The organism is Streptomyces sp. PA03-5A, from assembly GCF_033792725.1.
In the GTDB taxonomy this organism is placed as follows: Bacteria; Actinomycetota; Actinomycetes; order Streptomycetales; family Streptomycetaceae; genus Actinacidiphila.
Window position 1 is genome coordinate 1 of record NZ_JARAVL010000087.1, and the last position, 944, is coordinate 944.

The following is a 944-nucleotide window of genomic DNA, read 5'->3' on the forward strand; positions in this document are numbered from 1 at the left end:
GCGAGCAGTGAGCTGCCCGCCCTGGCGGCCGACCTGAGCCGCAACCTGCTGGTCAGCCGCTCGACGCTGCTCATCAGCGCATTGCAGCTGATCGTGCTCGCAGGCCTGGCGCTGATGCTCGTGGCGGGCCTGCTCGCCAGCGAACGCGCCGAGGAGACCGCCCAGCTGCGGGCCCGCGGCGGCTCGCGGACCCGCATCGCGAACCTGGCCGCCACCGAGGCACTGCTGCTGGCGCTGCCCGCCGCCGTGCTGGCACCGTTCCTGGCCGGGCCGCTGGTACGGCTGCTCGCCGGGCACGGTGCCCTGGCACGGGCGGACGTGCACCTGGACGTGCCGTCCTCCACGGCCTGGTGGGCGGGTGTGCTGGCCGCGCTCGCCTGCGGCGTCGCGGTGGCCTCGCCGGCGCTGCGCCGTTCGGGCACCTACGCCGTCGAACGGCAGGCACGGACCCGCAAGGGCGCACTGCCGGGTGCCGTGCAGGCGGGCACCGACGTGGCGTTGCTGCTCGTGGCGGGCCTGGGCTACTGGCAGCTGTCCGGGCGTGGCGGCGGGTCCGGCGCGCTGACGACGGACACCACGGGCGCGCTGGGGGTGGACCCGGTGCTGGTGGTGGCGCCCGCGTTGTGCCTGCTGGCCGGCGCGGTGCTGGCGCTGCGACTGCTGCCGCTGGCCGCCCGCCTCGGGGAGCGGCTGGCCGCCCGGTCGCCCGGTCTGCCCACGGCGCTGGCCGGGTGGCAACTGGCGCGGCGGACCGGCCGCGGCGCCGGCCCCGCCCTGCTGCTGGTCTTCGCGGTGTCGATCAGCATGTTCGCGATCGGCGAGAACGCGAGCTGGGAGCGCTCCCAGCGCGACCAGGCGGACTTCTTGGTGGGAGCCGACGTCCGTGTGACCGGCACTTCGACCCCGGCGTTCGGACAGGGCGGCGTCTACGACCACATACCCGG

At 76.2% G+C, this 944-nt stretch carries 1 protein-coding gene; it reads left to right on the plus strand.

From position 1 onward, the window contains the following. On the plus strand, positions 1-944 hold a 944-nt coding region (locus tag PV410_RS44585), incomplete at both ends, for an FtsX-like permease family protein (protein ID WP_500332391.1).